Source organism: Cupriavidus sp. 01L415 (genome assembly GCF_056400065.1).
The window spans coordinates 145,800-162,037 of record NZ_JBFTSP010000013.1 but is presented as its reverse complement, the minus strand read 5'-3'; the positions used below and the strand labels follow the sequence as shown (position 1 = coordinate 162,037).

Sequence of the window (16,238 nt, the reverse complement as noted above, 5' to 3'; positions counted from 1 at the left end):
TTGAAGCATTCCGAAGACCGAAGCCTCCGGCGCGTTCGCCATCAAGCGCCCACACTTATCGGTTGTTTGGTTGTTAAAGAACTTGCGCATCCGGCTTTGCCGTCTGCGTCGCTGCGTCGTTTGCGTCAGCAGCAGAGAAATGAGATTATGAAGAACAACCTGCRTTTCGTCAACAGGGCAGCGAAGTTTTTTTCGCTTCGGTCAGCGCCGCATTCCTTCGCGACTCCACCCCCCCCATCGACCCCGCAACCCTTGCCAGTGCTGCCTTGCAGCGGCGGTTTGTGTTGCGAGGGGACGAATAGTAGGCGTGTTTCTGAGGCTTTGCAACAAGCTTGTCATGCAAGCATATCCAGGCCTTGTGAATAACCCCGTCAACTCGTTGATCGGAAAGGGAAAGTGATCTCAAAATAAATCGCTGCCATCTTGAATACCCCTCCGCTCTCCTCGGGTATTCCCTAATCAAGTTTTCAGCGGTGCCGGAATTTGGGTGCCCGTTTCTCCACAAATGCGGCCATCCCTTCCTTCTGGTCCTCTGTAGCAAAGGTCGCATGGAACAAACGGCGCTCGAAACGGACCCCCTCATTCAGAGTCGTCTCATAGGCAGCATTGACCGATTCCTTGATCATCATGACCACGGGTAATGAATAGCTGGCAATGGCATCGGCCGCGGAGAACGCCTCATCGAGCAATTTCTCGGCCGGTACGACGCGAGAGACCAGTCCGGCGCGCTCCGCTTCGTTGGCATCCATCATGCGAGCGGTCAGGCACAAGTCCATGGCTTTGGCCTTGGACACTGCACGCGGCAGCCGCTGGGTGCCACCGGCACCCGGCATCGTGCCGAGCTTGACCTCGGGTTGGCCAAACTTGGCACTGTCTGCAGCAATGACGATATCGCACATCATGGCCAGTTCGGAGCCACCGCCGAGGGCATAACCAGCCACAGCCGCAATGACTGGCTTGCGAATGCGGCGGATGGTTTCCCAGTTGCGGGTGATGTAGTCGCCCTTGTAGACATCCATAAAGGAGTAACCGGCCATCATGCCGATATCCGCCCCCGCCGCGAACGCACGCTCGCTGCCAGTGATGACAATGCATCCAATAGCTTCGTCCTGGTCGAAGGCCGTGAGTGCCGCGCCCAGTTCGTCCATCAGGGCATCATTGAGCGCGTTCAGGGCTTTCGGGCGATTCAACGTCACCAGGCCCACGCGGCCGCGCGTCTCCACCAGGATGTTCTCGTACGACATGTCTGCTCCTTACGATAAAAGGGGTCTGCATTGTTGCCAGCGGCACGATACTCGCGCGGGGCCACCGCCACGGTCAAGACAGCGGCAGCCTCTTGCGCCCGGCTGACAGTACCACTACTATTTTCCGACCGACTGGTCGGTTAATTTAAACTCCAACGTAGCTTGAATGCGAATCCGGTTGACTACAATGCCCCGGGCGTTCGCGGTGACGTCAAGCCCACCCACCAGAGCCGGACAACAATATGGCGCAGGAGACAACCATGCCCCCAACCAACGCACGACCCGCTACGCGGGCGAGCCTCGATTCCGGCCCTATCCTGCTGCGCTGGCAGGGCGATGTCGCCGTCGTCACACTTAACCGCCCCGACAAGCTCAACAGTTTCACGCGTGAGATGCACCTAGCGCTGGCCAAGGCGCTGGACCATGTGGAAGCCGGCGGCGCCCGTGCGCTGCTGCTGACAGGCGCAGGTCGCGGCTTCTGCGCCGGGCAGGATCTGGCCGACCTCGATTTCACGCCTGGACATGCCACCGATCTGGGCGAGCTTATCGACACGTACTTCAACCCGCTGGTACGCCGCCTGCAGGCGATGCCGTTGCCCGTGATTGCCGCCGTCAACGGTACGGCCGCCGGCGCTGGCGCCAATCTGGCTCTCGCTTGCGACATGGTGCTCGCCGCGCGCTCGGCCAGTTTCATCCAGGCGTTTGTGAAAATTGGTCTCGTACCGGACTCGGGGGGGACCTGGCTGCTACCCAAGCGGCTGGGCATGGCGCGGGCGCTCGGTCTGGCAATGACCGGCGACAAGCTCTCGGCCGACGAGGCCGACAAGTGGGGCCTGATCTGGGAGGCGATGGACGACCCGCTTCTGGCGGAGCAAGCGATGGCACTGGCCACTCACCTTGCCGCCCAGCCGACGCGCGCATTGGCAGCCATCAAGCAGGCGATGCACGCCAGTGCAACCCAGACATTTGACGCACAACTGGACCTCGAACGCGATCTGCAGAAGGCTCTCGGGCAATCGCATGACTATATGGAGGGCGTGAATGCCTTCCTGGAAAAGCGCGCGCCCCGCTTCACCGGTCAATAGCCGCATCGGGAGCCGGACATCCCGGCTCCGCACCCCAGGAGACCCGCTTGACCCAAGATCCCCAGGCGCTTGCCGAGGCGGCCGCCGCCGCCATGTATGACACCGATGCCTGCAGCCGCTGGCTGGGCATCGTCGTGGAAGCCGTGCGGCCCGGCTATGCACGGCTCTCGATGCCCGTCCGCCCGGAATTCCTGAACGGCCACGGCATCTGCCACGGCGGGCTGATGTTCACGCTGGCGGACTCCAGCTTTGCCTTTGCCTGCAACAGCCACAACATCAACACCGTGGCCGCCGGATGTTCGATCGAGTTCCTGCGCCCCGTCCATGGCGGCGATGTCCTGACCGCCGAGGCGACGGAACAGATCCTGTCCGGGCGCCATGGCATCTACGACATCCGCGTGACCAACAGGGCCGGAGAGCCTGTGGCGATGTTCCGCGGCAAGTCGGCGCAAATCAAGGGGCACGTCGTGCCACCGGCCAGCCACGCCTGAAGCCTGACCCCAGCACCCAGCGCCAACGTAGCGCATCCCTTCCGAGAACGTGGAGACAACATGAGTACGCGCCTCACCGATCTGCCCCTGGATCCGATCGAGACTGCCAGTCGGCAGGAGCTCCTGGCCCTGCAACTGGACCGACTGAAATGGTCGCTTCGCCACGCTTACGAGCATTCGCCGGTCTATCGGCGCAAGTTTGACGAAGCTGGCGTCCATCCCGACCAGCTGCAGTCACTGGCCGATCTGGCGCGCTTTCCGTTCACGACCAAAAAGGACCTTCGCGACAACTATCCGTTCGGCATGTTCGCGGTGCCGCAGGACCGGATCGCACGCATCCATGCGTCGTCGGGCACCACCGGCAAACCCACCGTGGTCGGATACACGCTGCGCGACATCGAAACCTGGGCGACCGTCATGGCCCGGTCGATCCGCGCATCGGGCGCCCGGCGCGGCGACAAAGTCCACGTGAGCTATGGCTATGGCCTGTTCACAGGCGGCCTGGGCGCGCACTACGGGGTGGAGAAGGCCGGTCTGACCGCGATTCCGTTTGGCGGCGGCCAGACCGAGCGTCAGGTGCAACTGATCCAGGACTTCAAGCCCGAGATCATCATGGTCACGCCCAGCTACATGCTGGCGATCGCCGATGAATTCGAGCGTCAGGGGATCGACCCCGCGTCGACCTCGCTGAAGATCGGCATCTTCGGCGCCGAGCCGTGGACGCCCGAAATGCGACTCGCGATCGAGAAACGCATGGGTATTTCGGCTGTGGATATCTACGGCCTGTCCGAGGTGATGGGCCCCGGCGTCGCCAACGAATGCGCCGAAACCAAGGACGGCCCGACGATTTGGGAGGACCACTTCTATCCCGAGATCATCGATCCGGATACCGGCGAGGTGCTGCCCGACGGCGAATTCGGGGAATTGGTCTTCACGTCTCTGACCAAGGAAGCCATGCCCGTGGTCCGCTATCGGACGCGCGATCTGACGCGGCTGCTGCCCGGCACGGCGCGCGCCGCATTCCGTCGCATGGAGAAGATCACGGGCCGGACTGACGACATGATGATCGTGCGTGGCGTGAACGTCTTCCCGTCACAGATCGAGGAATTGATCCTCAAGCATGCCGAACTGGCCCCGCACTATCAGTGCGTGCTCGAGAAGGAAGGTCCGCTCGATACCTTGACAGTGCGGGTCGAGTGCGCACACGGCGCTGACCCGTCGATCGCCGGCGAGGCGCAGGCCGGGCTGGCGCACGACATCAAGGCGTATATCGGCGTCACGGCCGGCATCGAGATCCTCCCGGAAGGCGGTGTGGAGCGTTCGGTGGGCAAGGCGCGGCGGATCGTCGATCACCGGTCGCGCTAGCCAGGAATGGTGTGAGGGAGGGGACGGGAACCCCTTCCCGACGTGCCGCCTAGCTGCGCGGCATCAACACCCACATCCGGCCACCCTGTTTCATGCGACCGGCTGTTTCGCCGGCGGCATCGCCGGCGCCCCAGAAGAAGTCCGCCCGCACGCCGCCCTTGATCGCCGATCCCGTGTCCTGCGCAAACATGAGCCGCTGGATCGGTTCCGTCGACAGTGGGCGCGTGGTGGAGAGGAACACCGGCACACCCAGCGGAATCGTCGCCGGATCCACGGCGATGGAACGCTCCGCCGTGAGCGGCACCCCCAGCGCGCCGACCGGACCTTCATTGGTCGGCGGCAGTTCACGGAAGAAAACGAAGCGCGGATTCACGTTGAGCATCTCATCCACGCGGGCCGGGTTGGCGCGCGCCCAGGCCTTGATGCCCTGCATCGTGGCCTGAACAGGTGTGATCTCACCGCGATCGAGCAGCCATTTGCCGAACGAGCGGAACGGCTGGTCATTGGTGCCGCCATATCCGACGCGCATCACGGAGCCATCCGCCAGCCGAATGCGTCCTGAGCCCTGGATCTGCAGGAAAGCGGCCTCCACCGCGTCATCGACCCACACCACCTCGTTGCCGCGCATGGCCGGGTTCTGCAGCAATTCGGCGCGCGGCGGCAACGCCCCCTTGCCCAACTGGGGCGGGCGACGGTACAGGGGAACCTGGTACGGACCCTGGCGCGTGCGCGATCCATGCAGAATCGGCTCGTAGTAGCCAGTAATCAGGCCACTATCGGTGCCATCGCCGTTAACCACGCGATACGGCTGGAAATTCGATTCAAAGTATTCGCGCATGGCGCCAAGGTCACCGGCATCAACGAGCAGGCCGATCGTGCACACGCGATTCCACTCGGCACGCTTCTTCAGCGCCTGGCAGCTGGCCTGGAGCGCCGGCCAGGCGGCGCGGACGTCGTCCTGACTCCAGCCGCCGATGTCAGCCCAGTTCGCCGGCTGCAGGCGGCCTGCGGCGCTGGAGCCGGGCGGCGCCGTGGTGCCGCCGGTCGTCCCGCCCGGCCCCTCGACGCGTGGTGGCGGGCCGCTCATGCAGCCGGCCAGCAGCACCGCGGCGCCGGCAAGTGCCAGCCAGGCACGCCACGGAGCGCCGGCAGTCGTGAAGGAGGCGCGTGCAGCCGCGCCGGAGGAAGCCTGATATGCCATCTTGTTCGTTCTTCGCATGGCGTGCCGGTTTACGACTCCACGCATGTCCTACAATCTCAACCCTGTCCGGTGCGTGCGCAACGCGGCGCGCCCCTCGCAATCGGCCGGCACAACCGGCGTCCCTCACCTATCGAGACGGAGATGAGCCAGTTCTTCGAAGACCATCCCGCGTTGCTGCTCGCGGCAGAAGCCGGGGTGGCGCTGTTCCTGCTGATCTTCATCGTGGTCTGGACGATGAGCACCGCCCGGAAGCATCCGCGGCCGACCCGCGCGCCGAAGGACCATGCCTCCCGAGCCGCCGACGCGTCGAAAGACGCAGACACCCCGTCCAACGGCTAGGTTCCCGGAGTGCCCTGCATCGCTTAGTGCAGCATGCGCGGTAGCACCAGTGCGAATTCGGGGATCGGCACCTCGAAGCGATGACCGTCTTCGGCCACGCAGAAGTACTCGCCCTTCATCGACCCCACCGGGGTGGAGATGGTCGCCCAGCTTGTGTATTCGAAGTGCTCGCCCGGCTTGAGCAGCGGCTGGTGGCCCACCACGCCGAGTCCGGCCACTTCCTGCGCACTGTTGTCGCTGTCCGTGATGATCCAATGGCGCGAGATCAGCTGTGCGGCTACTTCGCCGGTGTTATGGATGGTCATGGTGTAGGCAAACGCATAGCGCCCGCGCTCGGGGTCCGACTGGTCCGGCAGGTACTGGGTGCGTACAGCCACGGAAAAAGCGTACTCGCTCATGGGTCGACGGGTCAGGAAGAACAGCAAACCGGCCAGCGGCGGGGTGCCGCGGCCGAGGTGTCCGCATTGTGCGGCAAGCCCTTGACAGCGGCAAGCGGCGTTCTCCGGAGGAAGGCGGGCGCCTCGCGGCCCGTCCGGCGTAAAATACGCGCCATTCCATACAGCAGGCACCCCGGCCACCCCTGTCCGGGGCAGCCCGACGCCAGCCCCGGCGCCAATCCGGGGTTGGCCCGCAGGCCCTGCCGCTGCCACGCCAAGACCCACGACCATGAGCACGCCGACCTACCGCATCGCCCCGTCCATCCTGTCCGCCGACTTTGCCCGCCTGGGCGAGGAGGTCCGCCGCGTGACCGAAGCCGGCGCCGACTGGATCCACTTCGATGTGATGGATAACCACTACGTGCCCAACCTGACGGTGGGCCCGCTGGTCTGCGAGGCCATCCGCCCGCACGTGACGGCGCCCATCGACGTGCACCTGATGGTCCGCCCGGTCGACCGCATCATTCCGGACTTCGCCAAGGCCGGCGCCAATATCATCACCTTCCACCCCGAGGCCAGCGACCATATTGATCGCTCGCTCGCGCTGATCCGCGACAACGGCTGCCAGGCCGGCCTGGTGTTCAACCCGGCCACGCCGCTGCACCACATGGACCACGTGATGGATCGCCTGGACGTGGTGCTGCTGATGTCCGTCAACCCCGGCTTCGGCGGCCAGTCGTTCATCCCCGAGACGCTCAACAAGCTGCGCGCCGTGCGCAAGCGCATCGATGAGTACACGGCCCGCACCGGCCGCCAGATCCTGCTAGAAGTCGACGGTGGCGTGAAGGTGGACAACATCGCCGAAATCGCCGCCGCCGGCGCCGATACCTTTGTGGCCGGCTCCGCCGTGTTTGGCAAACCCGACGCCGATGGCGGCTACCACGGCATTCTCGGCGCCCTGCGCGGGGAACTGGCCAAGGTCGGCAAGTAACCGGGCGGGTCAATACGATGAGTCTCGAAATCCTGCGCCGCACGGACTGGAGCGGCATCCAGGCGGTGATCGTCGACCTGGACGGCACCATGGTCGATACCGCCGGCGATTTCCACGCCGCCGTCAACGCCATGCTGCTGGCGCTGGTCCACCGGCATCCGAACCTGGGGCCGGTGGAGCCGATGACCGCGCAGGAGATCGTCAGCTTTGTCGGCAAGGGATCGGAGAACCTGATCCGCCGCGTGCTGGACGCGCGGTTCTCGCCACTGCACGCCAACGGCCTGTTCGCCGATGCCTACGCGCTCTACGACCGCGAGTACGTGCGCATCAACGGCCAGTTCTCCACGGTCTATCCCAATGTGCGAGAAGGACTGGCGGCGCTGCGCGCGGCTGGCCTGCGCATGGCCTGCGTGACGAACAAGCCGTGGAATTTCACGGAACCGCTACTGGCCAAGACCGGGCTGGCGAAGTATTTCGAACTGGTCTACGGCGGCGACGCCTTCCCCCTGCGCAAGCCCGATCCGTTCCCGCTGCTCAAGGTGGCGGATGCCTTCCACCTGGACCCGGGCGCCGTGCTGGCCATCGGCGACTCGGAAAACGATGCCCAGGCGGCACGCGCAGCGGGCATGGGAGTGCTGCTTGTGCCCTATGGCTACAACCATGGCAACCCTGTACAAGGCGTCGACGCCGATGGTATAGTCGCCGACATTGCCCGTGCCGCGGCGCTTCTTGCCGCACACCGGTCAAATCAACGCTGAACACATTCAATGTTCCTCAACCGCAAACGCATCTTTTCTGGCAGTGATCGGCAGGCCTGGCCCTGGCGTCGCTGGCGCGCCTCTGAACAGGCGTAAAGTGCGTTCGCGAGTCTCCTGACGGGCTTGCCGGGGCGTGTCCCGGATTTCCTCAGTCTTTCTGCAGGATTTCCTCCTCCCCCTTCAAGCTCCGCCGGACCGGTCTGAGTACCGGCTTCCCAAGCAGATCCCTCCGCCAGCGCCGTGGCCGGTTTTTCCTGTGCTACGGTTAGCTCAAGAACGCGCCGCACGCCACCCCGGCCGTGTGCGCGCTTGTGCGCAAGTCGTTTGCACCACGGTCCGCCCCCGGGGCGGGTTGCCGTACTTCTCCAGCCCTCCCCTGCCGACATCGCGGCGCCGCCCCACCTTCCGACCGGCGGGCGCTGCAAGAAGAGGATCGACATGACCGAACTGGAATTCAAATCGCTGGCCGACCAGGGCTACAACCGCATTCCGATCATCGCCGAGGCGCTGGCCGACCTGGAAACGCCGCTGTCGCTGTATCTCAAGCTAGCCCAGTCGCAGACGCGCGGCGTGAACACCTTCCTGCTGGAATCGGTGGTGGGTGGCGAGCGCTTTGGCCGCTACTCCTTCATCGGGCTGCATGCCCGCACGCTGATCCGCGCCTACGGCCAGCGTACCGAGGTCGTCACCGACGGCAAGGTCGTGGAAACCCACGAAGGCAACCCGCTCGATTTCATCGCCGAGTTCGAAAAGCGCTTCAAGGTGGCATTGCGCCCGGGCCTGCCCCGATTCTGCGGCGGCCTGGCCGGCTACTTCGGCTACGACGCGGTGCGCTACATCGAAAAGAAGCTGGCCGATACGCAGAAGCCCGACGACCTTGGCCTGCCCGATATCCAGCTGCTGCTGTGCGAAGAGCTGGCCGTCATCGACAACCTGTCCGGCAAGCTCTACCTGATCGTCTACGCCGACCCGACCACGCCCGAGGCCTACCCCCGCGCCCGCCAGCGCCTGCGCGACCTGCGCATGAAGCTGCGCCAGCCGGTGGATGTGCCGGTGACCAGCCCGTCCGTGCAGACCGAGGTCTATCGCGAATTCAACAAGCCGGACTACCTGGCTGCGGTGCACAAGGCCAAGGAATACATCATGGCTGGCGACATGATGCAGGTGCAGATCGGCCAGCGCCTGATGAAGCCCTACCGCGACTCCCCGCTGTCGCTGTACCGCGCGCTGCGATCGCTGAACCCGTCGCCGTATATGTACTTCTACAACTTCGGCGATTTCCAGGTGGTGGGCGCTTCCCCCGAGATCCTTGTGCGGCAGGAAACCCGCAAGGTCGGCAAGGGCGGCGAAACCAACGGCGACACGCAGAACGCCCATATCGTGACCATCCGCCCGCTGGCCGGTACGCGCCCGCGTGGCAGCACGCCAGAACGCGACGCCCAGCTGGCCACGGAACTGCTCCATGATCCCAAGGAGATCGCGGAGCACGTGATGCTGATCGACCTGGCGCGCAACGACATCGGCCGCATCGCCGAGACCGGCTCGGTCAAGGTCACCGACAAGATGGTCATCGAGAAGTACTCCCACGTGCAGCATATCGTCAGCTCCGTCGAAGGCACGCTGCGCGAAGGCATGAGCAACCTGGACGTGCTGCGCGCCACCTTCCCGGCCGGCACCCTGTCCGGCGCGCCCAAGGTCCGCGCGATGGAAATCATCGACGAGCTGGAGCCGCGCAAGCGCGGCATCTACGGTGGTGCGGTGGGCTACCTGTCGTTTGGCGGCGAGATGGATCTGGCGATCGCCATCCGCACCGGCATCATCAAGGACGGCAATCTCTATGTGCAGGCGGCAGCCGGCATCGTCGCGGACTCCGACCCCGAATCCGAATGGAAGGAAACCGAGGCCAAGGCGCGTGCCGTGATCCGCGCCGCCGAGCAAGTCCAGGACGGCTTGGACGCCGACCTCTGACCCCAGGAAATGGAGAAACGACCATGCTGCTGATGATCGACAACTACGACTCGTTTACTTACAACCTGGTGCAGTACTTCGGCGAACTGGGCGCCAACGTGCGGACCTACCGCAACGACGAGATCACGATCGAAGAGATCGAAGCCCTGAAGCCCGACCACATCTGCGTCTCTCCGGGCCCGTGCAGCCCGCGCGAAGCGGGCATCTCGGTGGCCGTGCTGCAGCACTTTGCCGGCAAGGTGCCGCTGCTGGGCGTGTGCCTGGGCCACCAGGCCATCGGCGAAGCCTTTGGCGGCAAGGTGATCCGCGCCAAGCAGGTCATGCACGGCAAGGTGAGCACGATCGAAACCACGCAGGAAGGCGTGTTCGCCGGGCTGCCCAGGCACTTCGACGTGACGCGCTATCATTCGCTGGCAATCGAGCGCGAGACGCTGCCGGACTGCCTGGAAGTCACCGCCTGGACGCCAGACGGCGAGATCATGGGTGTGCGGCACAAGACGCTGGCCGTGGAGGGCGTACAGTTTCACCCGGAATCGATCCTGTCCGAGCACGGCCATGCGCTGCTGGCCAATTTCATCAAGGCACCACGATGAAGCGGCTCGATCCCTCGACGCTCGCGCCCGCCCCCATCGCCCACGACACCCAAGAATCCGCCATGTCCATCACGCCGCAGGAAGCGCTGACGCGCTGCATCGAACACCGCGAGATCTTTCATGACGAAATGCTGCACCTGATGCGGCAAATCATGCAGGCGCAGATCTCTCCCGTGATGGCGGCCGCCATCCTGACCGGCCTGCGCGTCAAGAAAGAGACCATCGGCGAGATTTCCGCGGCGGCGCAGGTGATGCGCGAGTTCGCCAACAAGGTGGCCGTGACCGACCGCGAGAACTTTGTCGATATCGTCGGTACGGGCGGCGACGGCTCTCACACATTCAATATCTCCACGGCGTCGATGTTCGTCGCGGCCGCGGCGGGCGCGAAGATCGCCAAGCACGGCAACCGTGGGGTGTCGTCCAAGTCCGGCAGCGCCGACGTGCTGGAAGCCCTTGGCGTGAACATCATGCTGTCGCCCGAACAGGTGGGCCAATGCATCGAGGCGACCGGCATCGGCTTCATGTTCGCGCCGACGCACCACCCCGCCATGAAGAATGTGGCGCCGATCCGCAAGGAAATGGGCGTCCGCACGATTTTCAACATCCTGGGCCCGCTGACCAACCCTGCCGACGCGCCTAACATCCTGATGGGTGTATTCCACCCGGATCTGGTCGGCATTCAGGTACGCGTGATGCAGCGCCTCGGCGCAAAGCACGCGCTGGTGGTCTATGGCAAGGACGGCATGGACGAGGTCTCGCTGGGCGCCGCCACGCTGGTGGGCGAACTCAAGGACGGCGAAGTCCGCGAGTATGAGATCCATCCGGAAGATTTCGGCCTGTCGATGATTTCCAATCGCGGCCTGAAGGTGGCCGATGCGGCGGAGTCGAAGGAGATGCTGCTCGAAGCGCTGACCGACGTGCCCGGTACGCCGCGAGAGATCGTGTCGCTGAATGCCGGTGCCGCGTTGTACGCCGCCAATGTCGCCGGTTCGATCGAAGATGGCATCCGCCGTGCGCGCGAGGCCATCGCCAGCGGGGCCGCTCGCGAGAAGCTCGACCAGTTCGTGCGCGCCACGCAGCAATTCAAGTAAACGCCATGTCCGACATCCTGCAAAAGATCCTGGCCGTGAAGGCCGACGAAGTGGCCGCCGCACGCAAGAAGCGCGACCTGACGAGCCTGCGCGCGGAAGCCGAAAGCCTGCGTCACGAACCCGGGCTGGCCCCGCGCGGCTTTGAGCGCTCGCTGCGAGGCAAGATCGCGGCCGGACACGCCGCCGTGATCGCCGAGGTCAAGAAAGCGTCGCCCTCCAAAGGCGTGCTGCGCGAGAACTTCGTGCCCGAAGCCATCGCGGAGACCTACGCCAGCCATGGCGCAGCCTGCCTGTCGGTGCTGACCGACGTGAACTTCTTCCAGGGCCACGCGGATTACTTGAAGCGCGCGCGCGGCGCCTGCCCGCTGCCCGCGCTGCGCAAGGACTTCATGATGGACCTGTACCAGGTCTACGAAGCCCGCACGTGGGGGGCCGACTGCATTCTGCTGATCGTGGCGGCGCTGGATCCTGGCCTGATGGGAGACCTGGAGGCCTGCGCGCTCGAGCTCGGCATGGATGTGCTGGTGGAAGTGCACGGCGCCGACGAGCTCGACCACGCGCTGCGTCTGAAAACGCCGCTGGTAGGCGTGAACAACCGCAACCTTCGCACGTTCGAGGTCTCGCTCGACAACACGCTGGACCTGCTGCACGACATGCCGGCGGATCGCCTGGTGGTGACCGAATCGGGCATCCTCGGCGCGTCCGACGTAAAACGCATGCGGGACGCCAACGTCAATGCATTCCTCGTTGGCGAGGCCTTCATGCGCGCACCCGATCCGGGCGTGGAGCTGGCGCGGCTGTTTGCCTGATCATCAGAGCCCGGACCATGGCACGTGAAATCGAACTGAAGCTGGCCGTGCCCGATGCGGCACTGGCGGCCGTCGCGGCATGGCTGGACGCCAACGGCCAGCCATGCGGCGAGACCACGTTGCTCAACGTCTATCTCGACACGCCCGACCGCGACCTGGCGCGAGCCCGCGCCGCGCTGCGGCTGCGCAAGAAGGGCTCGCAGTGGCTGCAAACCCTGAAGACGGCGGGTAGCAGCGCCGGCGGCCTGGCCTCCCGGCACGAATGGGAAACCGAGGTGGTCGGCGCGGCCCTCGATCTCGCGCGCTTTCCCGACGAGGCCCGCAAGGTGCTCGCGCCGCTCGCAGGCAAGCTCGCCCCGGTGTTCCGGACCGACTTCGTCCGCCGGACATGGATCGTCGAGCAGGACGGCGTGCGCATTGAAGCCGCGCTCGATACGGGCGCCATCACGGCGCCCGGGACCGACAAGTCCGAGCACATCCAGGAACTGGAGCTCGAATGGCTACCCGGTGATCTGCCCGCTAATGAGTTGCCCGTTCATGATCCGCCCGTTCATGGCAAGGCCGACGGCGGCGCGAAGGATCGGGCCAACGCAAAGACCGACGATCGGACCGCTGATAGCGCCAACGACAGGATCGAAGCCGCGCTGCGCGCCTTCGGGCGTCGACTCGCACACGTCGCGCCGCTCACGCCATCCGACCTCAGCAAGGCCGCGCGTGGATATCGCCTGACCGGCGGCCAGCTTCTGTAATACTGCCTGCCTCCCGCATATCGCGGGAGTTCCGCGACTTTTCTCATTCCGCATGCAAGCTGACCTGTTCGCCACCGCCGCGCCCGCCACCCTCGTCACGAGCGCCACGCCCGTCCCGACCATCGCCAGCCTGCAAGCACAGGTGGACGCCCTGCCCGCCGCCTGGCGCGAACTGCTGGCGCCGTGCCTCGGCAACCCGGCCTGGGAGGCACTGGCTGCCTTTGTCGATGGCGAGCGCGCGGCCGGCAAGCCGGTATTTCCGCACGCGGTGTTCCACGCCCTGCACCTGACGCCGCCCGACACGGTCAAAGTCGTCATTCTCGGCCAGGACCCGTATCACGGCACCGGGGCGGTCGGCGGCGTGGAGATCCCGCAAGCGCACGGACTGGCCTTTTCCGTGCCGGACGGCGTCAAGGTGCCGCCGAGCCTGCGCAATATTTTCAAGGAGATCGGTGCCGAATATGGTGCCGAGCCGACCCGCGCTTCCGGCAACCTGGAAGGTTGGGCGCGACAGGGTGTTCTGCTGCTGAATACCGTGCTGACGGTGGAACAAGGGCAGGCGGCCAGTCACGCGCGGCGCGGCTGGGAAGCCGTGACCGACTGCCTGATCCATGCGCTGGCCGTCGCGCGGCCGAACCTGGTCTTCCTGCTCTGGGGCAGCCACGCGCAGGCCAAGCGCGCGCTGCTGGAAGGCCAGTCGCACTGCGTGCTGGAAGCGCCGCATCCGTCGCCGCTGTCGGCACACCGGGGCTTCCTGGGCTGCGGGCATTTCCGCCAGGCCAACGACTGGCTGGCGCGTCACGAACGTACCGGTATCGACTGGCTGTCGGCCTGACTGGCCTGACGTCGGCCAGCAAGCGGCGAGTCAGCACGCGGCTGGTCGGGCATGTAGGCCGAGCCCGCCTACCCACGCACCGCACCGCGCCGCGCAACCCACCTGACCTGCCCGCCGCAGCCAGTCAGGCCGTGGGCTGCAAGCTGAATCCTTCGAACGTTCCCTCCCCCGGGGAAACGTCCACATTCGTCACCCGCGCCGCGGGCGGCCCGGACGCCATCCAGGCGAGCAGCGCCTGCAGCTTTCGGGGCGCGCCGCAGGCCATCACCTCCACGGTTCCGTCGGCCCGGTTGCGGACCCAGCCACTCAGGCCAAGTGCCGTCGCCCGATCCGCGCAGGCCGCGCGATAGCCCACGCCCTGCACGCGGCCGTGCGCCAGCAGGCGCCAGGTTTCATTGACTTCATTCGCGTCATTGGCCGGTGCCATGGAAAGCTCCTTGTTCGATCGTCATCATTCTCATGGAGCCTAGGTAAACTCCCTAGGACCTCCAGACGTTACCTAGGTGGGCGATTCACGGAATTGTGCCGCAGCAGGCATCCCGCGCTCCATCCCTGTTCGCAGACCGAGACCGCCACCATGCCACCAACGCCTGAGCTCTCCGCCAAGTCCGCGCCGGCGCCCGGCTACGTCGGCCAGTTGCTGACTGCGCCGCCCAATCGGTTCGACTTCGCACTGCTGCCGATCATCCTGGCCGTCATCGTCATCGTCGCCTATGCGGCGCGACAGATGGACGTGCCGTACCAGCCCGGCGAAGCACTGGCCGTCCACCTCGATGTGGCCTGGCTGCCCTACTACCTGATGCGCACCAGCATTCGCATGCTGGCCGCACTGGCCGCGTCGCTACTGTTTTCCTTTGCCTTTGCCGCGCTGGCTTCGCGCAGCCGCACGGCGGAAAAGGTGATGGTGCCTGCGCTGGACATCCTCCAGTCCATCCCCGTGCTGGGCTTTCTGTCGATCACCGTCACAGGCTTTATCGCGCTGTTTCCCGGCAACCTCGCCGGCGTGGAATGCGCGGCGATCTTCGCGATCTTTACCTCGCAGGCCTGGAACATGGCCTTCAGCCTCTACCAGTCATTCCGCACGATCCCCGGTGACCTGCTGGAAGCGGCGTCGATGTTCCGGCTCTCACCCTGGCAGCGCTTCTGGCGGCTGGAAGTGCCCTATGCCATGCCGGGCCTGTTGTGGAACATGATGATGTCGATGTCCGGCGGCTGGTTCTTCGTGGTCGCATCGGAAGCGATTTCGGTATCCGGCCATGACATCCGCCTGCCCGGCATCGGTTCGTATATTGCGCTGGCGATCCAGCAACAGGACCTGGCAGCAATCGGCTGGGCCATCGTGGCGATGCTCTTCGGCATCGTCCTGTACGACCAGCTCCTGTTTCGCCCGCTGGTGGCGTGGGCCGATCGCTTCCGCTTTGAGACCCTGGCGCAGGACGACGCGCCGCAATCGTGGCTGCTGAACCTGTTGCGCCGTTCGGCCTGGGTGCACGCGCTGCTCAAGTGGGCGGCCGGGCTGGGCGGCCGTACGCTGGCCTGGAGCGCCAGGCATCGCGGCATGGTGGCCATTCCGGCGGCGCCCGCGCGCTTCGCGCCGTGGATCGACCGGCTGCGCGACGCGGTGATCATCGCCATCGCCGTGCTGGCGCTGTATCGCATCATCCACTTCGTGCATAGCGAAGTCGGCTGGGCAGAGGCCGCACGCGTGCTGTGGCTCGGCGCGCTGACGATGATCCGCGTGATCGTGCTGATCGCGCTGGCCGCGCTGGTCTGGGTACCGGTGGGCATCCGCATCGGCCTGAATCCCGCCGTGGCCCGCGTTGCCCAGCCGGTGGCCCAGTTCCTGGCGGCCTTCCCGGCCAACCTGATGTTCCCGCTGGCCGTGATGGCCATCGTCAAGCTGGGCCTGAATCCCGAAATCTGGCTGAGCCCGCTGATGATCTTCGGTACGCAGTGGTACATCCTGTTCAACGTGGTGGCCGGGGCGTCCGGCATTCCCACGGAACTGCGGCTGGCTGCGCGCAACTTCGGCCTGAAAGGCTGGCTGCTCTGGCGCCGCTTCCTGATACCGGCCGTGTTCCCCAGCCTGCTGACCGGCCTCGTGACGGCGGCGGGCGGCTCCTGGAACGCGAGTATCGTGTCCGAATACGTGACCTGGGGCGACCGCACGATGGTGGCGACCGGGCTGGGCAGCTATATCGCCGAAATGACCTCGCGCGGTGACTTCCCGCGCATCGCGCTGGGCATCTGCGTGATGGCCCTGTTCGTGGTCGGATTCAACCGGCTGCTCTGGAACCGCCTCTATGACCTCGCGCAGGCGCGCACCCGTCTCTGAAGAATCC

17 protein-coding genes are annotated in these 16,238 nt (G+C 65.4%); 13 read left to right on the top strand and 4 right to left on the bottom strand.

Annotated features, from left to right (window positions below; genetic code table 11):
* Positions 1 to 467 precede the first annotated feature (467 nt).
* Entirely contained in the window at positions 468 to 1,244 is a 777-nt protein-coding gene (locus AC1DOX_RS19405; RefSeq protein WP_441619633.1) for an enoyl-CoA hydratase, read from the bottom strand.
* 242 nt (positions 1,245 to 1,486) lie between these two features.
* Here AC1DOX_RS19405 and paaG point away from each other — a divergent pair, with 242 nt between their 5' ends.
* The 3 genes from paaG to paaK are packed head-to-tail and all read left to right on the top strand — an operon-like array spanning position 1,487 to position 4,185.
* Positions 1,487 to 2,329: a 2-(1,2-epoxy-1,2-dihydrophenyl)acetyl-CoA isomerase PaaG gene (paaG, locus tag AC1DOX_RS19400; protein ID WP_441619631.1), complete on the top strand. Its 843-nt coding sequence runs from the start codon at positions 1,487 to 1,489 to the stop codon at positions 2,327 to 2,329.
* Between the two features lie 47 nt (positions 2,330 to 2,376).
* A complete protein-coding gene (gene paaI / locus AC1DOX_RS19395) occupies positions 2,377 to 2,820 on the top strand; it encodes a hydroxyphenylacetyl-CoA thioesterase PaaI (protein WP_092141003.1) in 444 nt (147 codons plus the stop codon).
* A gap of 60 nt (positions 2,821 to 2,880) precedes the next feature.
* Positions 2,881 to 4,185, top strand: a complete 1,305-nt coding sequence (paaK, locus tag AC1DOX_RS19390; protein ID WP_441619629.1) for a phenylacetate--CoA ligase PaaK — start codon at positions 2,881 to 2,883, stop codon at positions 4,183 to 4,185.
* Between the two features lie 49 nt (positions 4,186 to 4,234).
* On the opposite strand, the gene mltA is transcribed toward paaK, so the two are convergent.
* Positions 4,235 to 5,386 carry a murein transglycosylase A gene (gene mltA, locus AC1DOX_RS19385; protein WP_441619627.1) on the bottom strand — a complete coding sequence of 384 codons (1,152 nt, stop codon included), beginning with the start codon at positions 5,384 to 5,386 and terminating at the stop codon, positions 4,235 to 4,237.
* A gap of 141 nt (positions 5,387 to 5,527) precedes the next feature.
* On the opposite strand from mltA, the gene AC1DOX_RS19380 reads away from it, so the two are divergent.
* On the top strand, positions 5,528 to 5,725 hold the full coding sequence (locus tag AC1DOX_RS19380; RefSeq protein WP_441619625.1) for a hypothetical protein: 198 nt from the start codon (positions 5,528 to 5,530) through the stop codon (positions 5,723 to 5,725).
* Between the two features lie 23 nt (positions 5,726 to 5,748).
* Here AC1DOX_RS19380 and apaG read toward each other — a convergent pair whose 3' ends face one another.
* Positions 5,749 to 6,123, bottom strand: a complete 375-nt coding sequence (gene apaG, locus AC1DOX_RS19375; RefSeq protein WP_092141258.1) for a Co2+/Mg2+ efflux protein ApaG — start codon at positions 6,121 to 6,123, stop codon at positions 5,749 to 5,751.
* A gap of 268 nt (positions 6,124 to 6,391) precedes the next feature.
* Between apaG and rpe the strand changes: the two genes are divergently transcribed.
* The 8 genes from rpe (at position 6,392) to AC1DOX_RS19335 (ending at position 13,896) form a co-directional block, all read left to right on the top strand.
* The gene (gene rpe, locus AC1DOX_RS19370) at positions 6,392 to 7,093 is read left to right on the top strand and encodes a ribulose-phosphate 3-epimerase (RefSeq protein WP_092141011.1); all 702 of its coding nucleotides are present in this window, start codon (positions 6,392 to 6,394) and stop codon (positions 7,091 to 7,093) included.
* A 17-nt stretch (positions 7,094 to 7,110) separates the two neighbouring features.
* Positions 7,111 to 7,851: a phosphoglycolate phosphatase gene (gene gph, locus AC1DOX_RS19365; protein WP_441619622.1), complete on the top strand. Its 741-nt coding sequence runs from the start codon at positions 7,111 to 7,113 to the stop codon at positions 7,849 to 7,851.
* 438 nt (positions 7,852 to 8,289) lie between these two features.
* Positions 8,290 to 9,819, top strand: a complete 1,530-nt coding sequence (trpE, locus tag AC1DOX_RS19360; RefSeq protein WP_441619620.1) for an anthranilate synthase component I — start codon at positions 8,290 to 8,292, stop codon at positions 9,817 to 9,819.
* Positions 9,820 to 9,842: 23 nt separating this feature from the next.
* The gene (locus AC1DOX_RS19355) at positions 9,843 to 10,412 is read left to right on the top strand and encodes an aminodeoxychorismate/anthranilate synthase component II (protein ID WP_092141017.1); all 570 of its coding nucleotides are present in this window, start codon (positions 9,843 to 9,845) and stop codon (positions 10,410 to 10,412) included.
* Between the two features lie 62 nt (positions 10,413 to 10,474).
* Positions 10,475 to 11,503, top strand: coding sequence for an anthranilate phosphoribosyltransferase (trpD, locus tag AC1DOX_RS19350; protein ID WP_092141261.1), 1,029 nt, complete (start codon positions 10,475 to 10,477; stop codon positions 11,501 to 11,503).
* Positions 11,504 to 11,508: 5 nt separating this feature from the next.
* Positions 11,509 to 12,312 (top strand): indole-3-glycerol phosphate synthase TrpC, encoded by an 804-nt coding sequence (gene trpC, locus AC1DOX_RS19345; protein ID WP_441619617.1) that lies wholly within the window; start codon positions 11,509 to 11,511, stop codon positions 12,310 to 12,312.
* A 17-nt stretch (positions 12,313 to 12,329) separates the two neighbouring features.
* Entirely contained in the window at positions 12,330 to 13,061 is a 732-nt protein-coding gene (locus tag AC1DOX_RS19340) for a CYTH domain-containing protein (RefSeq protein WP_441619615.1), read from the top strand.
* A gap of 52 nt (positions 13,062 to 13,113) precedes the next feature.
* The gene (locus AC1DOX_RS19335) at positions 13,114 to 13,896 is read left to right on the top strand and encodes a uracil-DNA glycosylase (protein WP_441619613.1); all 783 of its coding nucleotides are present in this window, start codon (positions 13,114 to 13,116) and stop codon (positions 13,894 to 13,896) included.
* A gap of 124 nt (positions 13,897 to 14,020) precedes the next feature.
* Here the strand turns inward: AC1DOX_RS19335 and AC1DOX_RS19330 are convergent, their stop codons facing one another.
* On the bottom strand, positions 14,021 to 14,323 hold the full coding sequence (locus AC1DOX_RS19330) for an acylphosphatase (RefSeq protein WP_441619611.1): 303 nt from the start codon (positions 14,321 to 14,323) through the stop codon (positions 14,021 to 14,023).
* Positions 14,324 to 14,473: 150 nt separating this feature from the next.
* Here AC1DOX_RS19330 and AC1DOX_RS19325 point away from each other — a divergent pair, with 150 nt between their 5' ends.
* On the top strand, positions 14,474 to 16,231 hold the full coding sequence (locus tag AC1DOX_RS19325) for an ABC transporter permease (protein ID WP_441619609.1): 1,758 nt from the start codon (positions 14,474 to 14,476) through the stop codon (positions 16,229 to 16,231).
* Positions 16,232 to 16,238 lie beyond the last annotated feature (7 nt).

Bases quoted from the DNA above. Each gene is read 5' to 3' on its own strand.
- AC1DOX_RS19405 (WP_441619633.1), bottom strand. From the start codon at position 1,244: ATGTCGTACGAGAACATCCTGGTGGAGACGCGCGGCCGCGTGGGCCTG.
- paaG (WP_441619631.1), top strand. From the start codon at position 1,487: ATGGCGCAGGAGACAACCATGCCCCCAACCAACGCACGACCCGCTACG.
- paaK (WP_441619629.1), top strand. From the start codon at position 2,881: ATGAGTACGCGCCTCACCGATCTGCCCCTGGATCCGATCGAGACTGCC.
- mltA (WP_441619627.1), bottom strand. From the start codon at position 5,386: ATGGCATATCAGGCTTCCTCCGGCGCGGCTGCACGCGCCTCCTTCACG.
- AC1DOX_RS19380 (WP_441619625.1), top strand. From the start codon at position 5,528: ATGAGCCAGTTCTTCGAAGACCATCCCGCGTTGCTGCTCGCGGCAGAA.
- apaG (WP_092141258.1), bottom strand. From the start codon at position 6,123: ATGAGCGAGTACGCTTTTTCCGTGGCTGTACGCACCCAGTACCTGCCG.
- rpe (WP_092141011.1), top strand. From the start codon at position 6,392: ATGAGCACGCCGACCTACCGCATCGCCCCGTCCATCCTGTCCGCCGAC.
- gph (WP_441619622.1), top strand. From the start codon at position 7,111: ATGAGTCTCGAAATCCTGCGCCGCACGGACTGGAGCGGCATCCAGGCG.
- trpE (WP_441619620.1), top strand. From the start codon at position 8,290: ATGACCGAACTGGAATTCAAATCGCTGGCCGACCAGGGCTACAACCGC.
- AC1DOX_RS19355 (WP_092141017.1), top strand. From the start codon at position 9,843: ATGCTGCTGATGATCGACAACTACGACTCGTTTACTTACAACCTGGTG.
- trpD (WP_092141261.1), top strand. From the start codon at position 10,475: ATGTCCATCACGCCGCAGGAAGCGCTGACGCGCTGCATCGAACACCGC.
- trpC (WP_441619617.1), top strand. From the start codon at position 11,509: ATGTCCGACATCCTGCAAAAGATCCTGGCCGTGAAGGCCGACGAAGTG.
- AC1DOX_RS19340 (WP_441619615.1), top strand. From the start codon at position 12,330: ATGGCACGTGAAATCGAACTGAAGCTGGCCGTGCCCGATGCGGCACTG.
- AC1DOX_RS19335 (WP_441619613.1), top strand. From the start codon at position 13,114: ATGCAAGCTGACCTGTTCGCCACCGCCGCGCCCGCCACCCTCGTCACG.
- AC1DOX_RS19330 (WP_441619611.1), bottom strand. From the start codon at position 14,323: ATGGCACCGGCCAATGACGCGAATGAAGTCAATGAAACCTGGCGCCTG.
- AC1DOX_RS19325 (WP_441619609.1), top strand. From the start codon at position 14,474: ATGCCACCAACGCCTGAGCTCTCCGCCAAGTCCGCGCCGGCGCCCGGC.